9 protein-coding genes are annotated in these 9,149 nt (G+C 76.4%); 6 read left to right on the top strand and 3 right to left on the bottom strand.

Annotated features, from left to right (window positions below; all coding sequences use genetic code 11):
• Positions 1 to 21: 21 nt before the first annotated feature.
• From pcaB to E9549_RS16605, 5 genes are all read left to right on the top strand, one after another.
• Positions 22 to 1,347 carry a 3-carboxy-cis,cis-muconate cycloisomerase gene (gene pcaB / locus E9549_RS16585; protein WP_236827696.1) on the top strand — a complete coding sequence of 442 codons (1,326 nt, stop codon included), beginning with the start codon at positions 22 to 24 and terminating at the stop codon, positions 1,345 to 1,347.
• Positions 1,344 to 2,123, top strand: coding sequence for a 3-oxoadipate enol-lactonase (pcaD, locus tag E9549_RS16590; protein ID WP_236827697.1), 780 nt, complete (start codon positions 1,344 to 1,346; stop codon positions 2,121 to 2,123). Before pcaB ends, pcaD begins: the two co-directional genes overlap by 4 nt.
• Complete coding sequence (pcaC, locus tag E9549_RS16595) at positions 2,120 to 2,518, top strand: 4-carboxymuconolactone decarboxylase (protein WP_236827698.1); 399 nt, start codon at positions 2,120 to 2,122, stop codon at positions 2,516 to 2,518. The genes pcaD and pcaC overlap by 4 nt, the downstream gene beginning before the upstream one ends.
• Positions 2,519 to 2,595: 77 nt before the next feature.
• Positions 2,596 to 3,162 (top strand): hypothetical protein, encoded by a 567-nt coding sequence (locus E9549_RS16600; protein WP_236827699.1) that lies wholly within the window; start codon positions 2,596 to 2,598, stop codon positions 3,160 to 3,162.
• The gene (locus E9549_RS16605; RefSeq protein WP_236827700.1) at positions 3,159 to 4,736 is read left to right on the top strand and encodes an FAD-dependent monooxygenase; all 1,578 of its coding nucleotides are present in this window, start codon (positions 3,159 to 3,161) and stop codon (positions 4,734 to 4,736) included. The genes E9549_RS16600 and E9549_RS16605 overlap by 4 nt, the downstream gene beginning before the upstream one ends.
• 9 nt (positions 4,737 to 4,745) lie before the next feature.
• On the opposite strand, the gene E9549_RS16610 is transcribed toward E9549_RS16605, so the two are convergent.
• The 3 genes from E9549_RS16610 to E9549_RS16620 form a co-directional block, all read right to left on the bottom strand.
• Entirely contained in the window at positions 4,746 to 5,414 is a 669-nt protein-coding gene (locus tag E9549_RS16610) for a CoA transferase subunit B (RefSeq protein ID WP_236827701.1), read from the bottom strand.
• Complete coding sequence (locus E9549_RS16615; protein WP_236827702.1) at positions 5,411 to 6,211, bottom strand: CoA transferase subunit A; 801 nt, start codon at positions 6,209 to 6,211, stop codon at positions 5,411 to 5,413. The genes E9549_RS16610 and E9549_RS16615 overlap by 4 nt, the downstream gene beginning before the upstream one ends.
• 166 nt (positions 6,212 to 6,377) lie before the next feature.
• On the bottom strand, positions 6,378 to 7,367 hold the full coding sequence (locus E9549_RS16620) for a sensor histidine kinase (protein ID WP_236827703.1): 990 nt from the start codon (positions 7,365 to 7,367) through the stop codon (positions 6,378 to 6,380).
• A 272-nt stretch (positions 7,368 to 7,639) separates the two neighbouring features.
• Here E9549_RS16620 and E9549_RS16625 point away from each other — a divergent pair, with 272 nt between their 5' ends.
• Complete coding sequence (locus E9549_RS16625) at positions 7,640 to 9,064, top strand: NADP-dependent succinic semialdehyde dehydrogenase (RefSeq protein ID WP_236827704.1); 1,425 nt, start codon at positions 7,640 to 7,642, stop codon at positions 9,062 to 9,064.
• Positions 9,065 to 9,149 lie beyond the last annotated feature (85 nt).

A 9,149-nucleotide genomic window follows, 5' to 3' on the forward strand; every position in this document is an offset into this window, starting at 1 on the left:
CCGAGGCGGTAGGAACGGGACGTGACCGGTCTCTTCGGCGCGACCTTCGCGCGCGGCGGCGCGGCGACCGCCGTCTCCGACTCCGCCTGGTTCGACGCGCTGCTCGACGTCGAGGCCGCCCTCGCCCGGGCGGCCGCGGCGACCGGCCTGGTGCCCACCACGGCGGCGGACGCCGTCACCCGCGCCTGCGCCGAGCCGGCGGCGCTCGACCTGGCCTCGGTGGTCGCGCACGCCGCCGACGCGGGCAACCCGGTACCGCCGCTGGTGCGGGTGCTGCGGGCGGCGGTGGGGGAGCGCGACGGGGTGGCCGTCCACGTGGGCGCCACCAGCCAGGACGTCGTCGACACCGCGCTGGTGCTGCTGGCCCGCCGGGCGGTCGGCGCGATCGACCGGGACCTCGCGCTCGCCGCCGACGCCGCCGCGCGGCTGGCCCGCGACCACCGCGACGCCCCCGTCATGGGTCGCACGCTGATGCAGCAGGCGCTGCCCACCACCTTCGGGCTCAAGGCCGCCGGCTGGGTCAGCGGGCTGGACGGCGCCCGGCTGCGGCTGGCCGAGGTGGTGGCCTCGCTGCCGGTGCAGTACGGCGGCGCCGTCGGCACGCTCGCCGGGAACGACGGCTCCGGCACCGCGCTGCGGGCCGCGCTCGCCGCCGAACTCGGGCTGGTCGCGACCGCCGCGCCGTGGCACACCGTGCGGCTGCCGGTCGCCGACCTGGCCGGCGCGCTCGGCGCCACCGCGGGGGTGCTCGCGACCGTCGCGGTCGACGTCGTGCTGCTGGCGCAGACCGAGGTCGCGGAGGTGGCCGAGACCGGCGCCGGGCGGGGCGGCTCCTCGGCCATGCCGCACAAGCGGAACCCGGTGGCCGCGATCTCCGCCCGGGCCTGCGCCCGGCGGGCCCCCGGTCTGGTGGCCACCCTGCTCGGGGCCATGGAGCAGGAGCACGAGCGGGCCGCCGGTGCCTGGCACAGCGAGTGGCCCACCCTGACCGACCTGCTCTCGACCGTCGGCTCCTCGGCGGCCTGGCTGGTGGAGAGCCTCGACGGGCTGCGCCCCGACCCGGCGCGGATGGCCGCGACGGTGGCCGCGGCCCGCGACCCCGAGATCGCGGGCGCGCTCGCCGACGCGCTCACCCCGCTGCTCGGGCGGGACGCGGCGCACGACGAGGCCGCGGCCGCCGTCCGGGAGGCCGCGGCCACCGGGCGCCCGCTCGCCGACGTGGTGGCCGGCCGGGACGACGTCGACCTCGCCGACCTGCTCGGCGGGCGGCCCGACGTGGGCGAGGCGGGCGCGCAGGTCGACGCCGTCCTCGCCGAGCACACCCACCTGGTGGAGGGAAACCGATGAGCGCCGTCCCCGTCTCCTACACCGTCGCCGGGCCGCCGGACGCACCGCTGGTCGTCCTCTCCAACTCCCTCGGGGCCACCCGGGCCATGTGGGACCCGCAGGTGGCCCCGCTGGCCGAGCGGTTCCGCGTGGTCACCTACGACGGCCGGGGCCACGGGGCGTCGCCCGCGCCCCCGGGCCCCTACGCGCTCGACGACCTGGTCGACGACGTCCTCGCGGTGCTGGACCAGCTCGGCGCGGAGCGGGCGCACGTCGCCGGGGTCTCCCTCGGCGGGATGGTGGGCATGCGGATGGCGGCCCGGGAACCCGCGCGGGTGGCCGGGCTCGCGGTGCTGTTCAGCTCGGCGAAGACCGATCCGGAGGGCTTCCGCGACCGGGCGGCGCAGGCCCGCGCGGAGGGCACCGCCGGTTTCGCGCCCACGGTGGTGTCCCGCTGGCTGACGCCGTCGTTCGCCGCGGAGCACCCCGGCCTGGTGGCCCGGCTCGAGGCGATGATCGCCGGCGCCGACGACGAGGGCTACGCCGCCTGCTGCGAGGTGGTCGGCGGCATCGACCTGCGCGAGGACCTCGGCCGCATCACCGCGCCCACCCTGGTGGTCTCCGGTGCCGAGGACCCGGCCCTCCCGCCCCCGCACCAGGAGGCGATCGCCGCGGGCATCGCCGGGGCGGAGCTGCTGACCCTGAGCCCGGCCGCGCACCTGGGCAACCTGGAGCGGCCGCTGGAGGTCACCGGCGCGCTGCTCGCCCACTTCGACGTTGCGGGAGGCTCGGCATGAGCACGGACGACGAACGCCGCCAAGCGGGCATGCGCACCCGCCGCGAGGTGCTGGGCGACGCGCACGTCGACCGCGCCGTGGCCGGCACCACGCCCCTCACCGCCGGGTTCCAGGACTTCATCACCCGGGTGGCGTGGGGCGACGTGTGGCAGCAGCCGGAGCTCTCCCGCCGCGACCGCAGCCTGATGACGCTGTCGATCACCATCGCGCTGCGGCACTGGGAGGAGTTCGCCCTGCACGTGCGCGCGGCGGTCAACAACGGGCTCAGCGACGAGGAGATCGGCGCGGTCATCCAGCACGCCGCCGTCTACGCGGGCGTGCCCGCCGCCAACCACGCCTTCAAGGTCGCCGGCCCGATCCTCGACGAGATGCGCGACGGGCTCGCCCGCTCCTGACCGAGGGCACGGGGACCCTCCCCGACGGGGCTCAACGACCCTCCCCGGGCCGGCGAGGTCTCGGCAGCCTCGGGGCCGTGGAGACGACGAGGAAGCAGCCGTTGGCCGTCGCGGTGGTCGCGCTCGCCCGGTGCGCGGCCGCAGGGGCCGGGCTGGCCGTCCGCGGGCGGATCCACCACCCGCGCACGGACGTGGGCGTGCGGCTCGCGTTCCCGGGCGGCCGGACGTCGTGGGTCTACCGCGAGACGGTGGTCGAGCGCCCGCCGGCCCGGGAGCCGTGCGTGCTGCTGGTCGAGTTCCGGCTGCGCGGGGTCCGCGGCCGCGGTCATGCCTGGTTCCGGGCGGAGAGCTGGCTGAACCTGCCGCTGTTCGTCGGCTTCCCCGGCCTGCTGACCAAGTGGTGGGTCGCCGCGGACGACGACGGCGTGTACCGCGGGCTCTACGAGTACGACGGCGCGGGACGGGCCGACGGCTACGCCCGGTCGCTGGCCTGGGTGCTGGGGCTGGTCAGCGTCCGCGGCTCGGTCCGCCACGAGGTGGTGCCCGGGGCGCGCCGCTCCGACGTGGTGGGACCCGCCGGTCCGGGCGGGGTCCGGCCGGTGCGCCTGCCCGTGCCCGGCGCGGCCGCGGGAGCTGCCCGGTGAGCGGTCGCCTGCTGGTCGTGGGGGCGGGGCCGACCGGCCTGGCCCTCGCCCTGCAGGCCGCGGCCCACGGCGCCGACGTGCGGGTGGTGGACCGGCGCCCGGAGGCCTTCCGCCCGTCGCGGGCACTCATGGTGCACGCCCGCACGCTGGAGGTGCTGCGTCCGCTCGGCGTCGTCGACGACGTGCTGGACCGCGCCGACACGGCGCCGCGGGCGCGGCTGCACCTGGGCCGGCGGACGGTGCCGGTGGAGCTCGACCGGTTCGACCTGCCGGACACGCCCTACCCGCACCTCACGCTGGTGCGCCAGATGGACGTCGAGACGGTGCTGGCCGCCGCCCTCGACCGCGCCGGCGTGCGGGTGGAGCGCGGGGTCGAGCTGCTCGACGTCCGGGACGGGGCCGCGGGGGCGGCGGCGGTGCTGGAGACGCCGACGGGCACGGAGCACGTGGCCGCCCGGGCCGTCGCGGGCTGTGACGGGGTGGACAGCACGGTCCGGCGGCTGGCCGGCATCGGCTGGCGGGGTGGCGGCTACGACCGCGAGATCGTGCTCGCCGACGTCGACCTGGCGGCCGGCGGCCCCGAGCCGGGCCTGGCGCACGTCGTCGTCGGCCGGCGGGGCCTGGTGTTCCTGTTCGCCCTGGGGGAGCTCGCCCGGTGGCGGCTGCTCGCCACCCGTCCCGCGAGGCCGGGCACCCCGGAGCCCGGACGTCCCGGACCGCCGGTGCCGGTGGCGGAGCTGCAGGAGCTGCTGGACGAGGCGGGACTCGGCGCCCGGCTGACCACCGTGGCGTGGTCGAGCACGGTGCGGCTCCAGCACCGGATGGCCACGGCGTTCCGCTCCGGGCGGCTGTTCCTGGCGGGGGACGCGGCGCACGCGTCGTCCCCGGCCGGCGGTCAGGGAATGAACACCGGCCTGCAGGACGCGGTCGACCTGGGGTGGAAGCTGGCGCTGGCGCCCGGGTCGACCGCGCCGGCCACGCTGCTCGACTCCTACGCCGCCGAGCGGCGGCCGGTCGACGAGCGGGTGCTCGCCCTGACCCACGCGCTGTTCTGGGGGGAGTCGGCCACCGGCCCGCTGGCCGGGCTGGTGCGCGGCACCCTCGCCCCGTGGGCCGCCCCCGCGATGCCCTTCCTGCTGGGCCGGCGCCGGCTGGTCGCGGAGGGGGTCCGGCTGCTCGCCCAGCTCCGGACGCGGTACCGCGGGAGCGCGCTGTCGGTGGAGGCCGGACCGGCGCGCGGCGCCGTCCGCGCCGGGGACCGGCTGCCCGACCGCGACGTCGCGGTGGACGGGCGGCCCACCCGGCTGCACGAGCTCACCGCCCGGCCGGGCGTGCACGTCCTCCTCGACCGCGACGCGCGCTGCCCGGTCCGGCCGGGCGGCCTGCTGCACGTCCACCGGCTCGGTGACCCGGGCCGCGGGGCGCTCGTCGTCCGTCCGGACGGCTACGTCGGCGTGCGCGCGGCCGATGCGGCCGACCCGGCCGTGCGCTGGTGGCTCGGCCGGGTCGGTCTCGTGCAGGACCGGCACGGGGTGGTCGCCGGCCCCGGGCCGGTCGTGCCCGCGCAGGCGTGACCGGGGGCGTCAGACGCCGGCGGGCAGCGGCATCTCGCGGACGTCGTCGGCGACGGTGAGCGGGGCGCCGGTCGCGGCGACCACCTCGTCGGCGGTCACGCCGGGTGCGGTCTCGCGCAGGACCAGCCCGTCGCCGGTGACCTCGATGACGGCGAGATCGGTGATGATCCGGTCCACGCAGGCCTTGCCGGTCAGCGGCAGGGTGCACTCCTGCACGATCTTCGGCGCGCCGTCGCGGGCGACGTGCTCCATCATGATGATCACCCGGCGGGCGCCGTGGACGAGGTCCATCGCCCCGCCCATGCCGTTGACCATCTTGCCGGGGATCAGCCAGTTGGCCAGGTCGCCGCGGGCGTTGACCTGCATCGCGCCCAGCACGGCGACGTCGAGGTGCTGGCCGCGGATCATCCCGAAGGACAGCGCGGAGTCGAAGAAGCTCGCGCCGGGCAGCAGGGTGACGGTCTCCTTGCCGGCGTTGATCAGGTCGGGGTCCTCCTCGCCTTCGAAGGGGTAGGGCCCCACACCCAGCACGCCGTTCTCCGAGTGCAGGACGACGTGCACCCCCTCGGGCACGTAGTTGGGCACCAGGGTGGGCATCCCGATGCCGAGGTTGACGTACTGGCCGTCCTCGAGCTCGAGGGCCACCCGGGCGGCGAGCTGCTCACGGGTCAGGCTCATGCGGGCGTGGCCTCCTCGCCGGCGGCGGCCGGGGTCTGCGAACGGTCGGAACGCGGGCGGGTGGTGCGCTTCTCGATCGGCTTGCGGTCACCGCCGACGACGACCACGCGGTCGACGAACACCCCGGGCAGGTGGACGTCCTCGGGGGTGATCTCGCTGGGCTCGACGAGCTCCTCGACCTCGGCGACGGTGATCCGCCCGGCCATCCCGGCCAGCGGGTTGAAGTTCCGCGCCGACTCGTGGAACACCAGGTTGCCGTGCCGGTCGCCCACCGCGGCGTGCACCAGCGCGAAGTCGGAGGTCAGCGCGGTCTCCAGCACGTACTGGCGGCCGTCGAACTCGCGCACCTCCTTGGGGCGGCTGACCTCGACCACGTTCCCGTCGGCGTCGTAGCGGATCGGGATGCCACCCTCGGCGACCAGCGTGCCGACGCCGGTGGGGGTGTAGAAGGCGGGGATGCCGCTGCCCCCGGCGCGCAGCCGCTCGGCCAGCGTGCCCTGGGGGGTGAGCTCCACCTCCAGCTCACCGGACAGGTACAGCCGCGCCAGCTCCTTGTTGCCGCCGACGAACGAGCTGATCGTCTTGCGGATGCGGCCCGCGTAGAGCAGGACGCCGAGGGCCTGGTCGTCGACCCCGCAGTTGTTCGAGATGGTGGTGAGCTGGTCGGCGCCCTGGGCCAGCAGCGCGTCGATCAGCGCGTACGGCACCCCGCACAACCCGAAGCCCCCGACGGCCAGGGTCGCGCCCTGCCCGATGTCGGCGACCGCCTCCTCGGCGGAGCGGACGACCTTGTCCACGTCAGCCCTCCCGCTCTGCGGGGCCGGTTCCCCGGCCGTGGTCCGAACGCGCCCGATCCACCACGCTGCTCCCATCGTCGCCGCTGCGGGCCCCAGTATCGCGGGCGACGACGCCCGGGCGCGCCCGCCCTGCCCACTGGCCGGAAACGGACGGCCGCGGCAGGGGTCAGCGGAGCAGCGTGGTGAGCCGGACCCGCACGCCGCCGTCGCCGGGGTGGTGCGCCCCGCCGGAGATGTCGACGTGGTCGCACAGCTGGCGGGCCAGCCAGAGGCCCATGCCGCCGCGGGACAGGTCGTCCCCGTGGGCCGGCCCGTAGCCGGCGAAGGGGTCGTCCCAGCCCGGGCCGCCGTCGGCGATGGTGCAGACCAGGCGGTCCGGGGCGGTCCACAGCCGCAGGCTCACCGGGGGCACGCCGTGCCGGACGGCGTTGGAGGTCATCTCGTCGACGGCGAGCAGGAAGTCCTCGACGACGTCGGCGGGTGCGGTCAGGCCGGCGAGCTCCGCGGCGACCGCGTGCCGCAGGCCGACGAAGTCCGAGACCGCGTCGGCCGTGAACCGCGGGGGCGTGGCCTCCAGCGGCTCGTCGGGCACCGGCAGCGAGCGCAGGTAGCCGGCCGGCCGTGCGAAGCGGGCGTTGGGCGTGCGGGCCTGCGGCGTCACCACGTGGGCGTGGGTGTGCGCGGCGGAGGCGAGCACCGACTCCGGCAGGCGCTGGGAGTCGAACGCGCAGACGCCCCACAGGTCCCAGCCGCGCAGCGCCTCGTTGATCACCGACTCGTAGCGCTCCCACTCCAGCCAGTTGCGCTCGGAGGGCCCGTGGTCGACCTCCCCGAGCACGCGGACGCGCGGCACCCCGGTGGCGCGCTGCTCCTCGGCCAGCTTCCGGAACGCGATGATCGCCGCGGGGGTGCGCGGCCGGTAGGCGTCGTGGCGGTCGACGACGACTAGCCGCGGGTCGTCCCCGAGGGCCTCGCGCAGCGCGGTCGCGGTGGACGCCGACGCGGCGACGACGGCCGCCTCACCCGCGTCCAGACCCGCCCGGAGGAAGGGGGCCGCGGTGGCGACCAGCTGGTCGAGCGAGTCGTGGAACAGCGCGTCGTGGGGGAACCCGCCGGGTGCGGGGTGGCCCACCCCGCCTGCCGCCGTCCAGCTCACCTGCGCCCCTGAATCGTTCCGCCGTCGTCCGAAATCCGTGCCCCACGGTAGGCCAGCGGGTCACGGCGGTCGGCCGGCACCCCGGGGAGCGCCCCACTGCTGTCGTGGCGGGGCGCGGTCGGCCGGCGAGACCACCGGTGGTGCCGGCGGCCGGCGCAGCCGCGTCGAAGGTAGCCGCCGCCCTCACGGGCTGCCACCCGGCGCGGGCAGCCTCCCCGTTTCGACCGCGATCCCAGGGGCAGGTGACCGGCCGACCCCGGAGGGAGAACACCATGGCCATCGCCACGATCAACCCGGCCACCGGCGAGACGCTCAAGACCTACGAGCCGCTCACCGAGGAGGCGCTCGAGGACAGGATCGCCCGCGCCGCGCAGGCGTTCGCGCGCTACCGGCTGACCACCCCGCAGGAGCGGGCGGCCTGGCTCACCGCGGCCGCCGGCGTCCTGGACGACGAGACCGACGCCGTCGCCGAGCTGATGACCACCGAGATGGGCAAGACGCTGGCGTCGGCCAAGGCGGAGGTCGGCAAGTGCGCCAAGGCGCTGCGCTGGTACGCCGAGCACGGCCCGGCCCTGCTGGAGCCCGAGCCGAAGGACGCCGCCGCGGTGGGGGCCGAGCAGGCCTACGTGGTGCACCAGCCGCTGGGCGTCGTCCTGGCGATCATGCCGTGGAACTTCCCGCTGTGGCAGGCGATGCGGTTCGCCGCCCCGGCGCTGATGGCCGGCAACGTCGGCCTGCTCAAGCACGCCAGCAACGTGCCGCAGACCGCGCTCTACCTGGAGGAGCTGTTCCGCAGGGCGGGCTTCCCCGAGGACGTCTTCCAGACCCTGCTCATCGGCTCCTCGACCATCGAGCGGGTGCTGCGCGACGACCGGGTCGCCGCCGCCACGCTCACCGGCAGCGCGCCCGCCGGCCAGTCGGTGGCCTCCATCGCCGGTGACGCGCTCAAGCCCACCGTGCTGGAGCTGGGCGGCAGCGACCCGTTCATCGTCATGCCCTCGGCCCACCTGGACCGGGCCGCCGAGGTCGCGGTCACCGCGCGCAACCAGAACAACGGTCAGAGCTGCATCGCCGCGAAGCGCTTCTTCGTGCACCGCGACGTCGCCGAGGAGTTCACCCGCCTGTTCGCCGAGAAGATCGGCGCCCTCACCGTCGGCGACCCGATGGACGAGGGCACCCAGGTGGGGCCGCTGGCCACCGAGTCCGGCCGGGAGGACGTCGAGAAGTACGTCGACGACGCCGTCGCCAAGGGCGCGCAGGTGCTGGTGGGCGGCAAGCGGGTCGACCGGCCGGGGTGGTTCTACGAGCCGACCCTCCTGACCGGCATCACCCCGGAGATGGACCTGTACCTGGAGGAGGTCTTCGGGCCGGTCGCGGCGCTGTGGACGGTCGACTCGCTGGAGGAGGCGATCGAGATCGCCAACAGCCACCCCTACGGGCTGGGCTCCAACCTCTGGAGCGAGGACGCCGGGGAGCGGGAGCGGTTCATCCGCGACATCGCCTCGGGGATGGCCTTCGTCAACGGCATGACGACCAGCTACCCGGAGCTGCCGTTCGGCGGGGTCAAGCAGAGCGGGTACGGCCGGGAGCTGACCGAGCTCGGCATGCGCGAGTTCATGAACGCCAAGACCGTCTGGATCGGTGGGCCGAGCAGCGAGCAGGCCGAGCGCAGCACCGCCGGTTCCGCCGCGGAGTAGCGACGCCCTTCCCGGCCGGGCCTCCCGTCAGCGCAGGCGGGAGGTCCAGTCGGCGGGGACGCGCCCGCGCGGCCCGGGGGCGGGC

It is taken from the genome of Blastococcus sp. MG754426, assembly GCF_021699055.1.
In the GTDB taxonomy this organism is placed as follows: Bacteria; Actinomycetota; Actinomycetes; order Mycobacteriales; family Geodermatophilaceae; genus Blastococcus.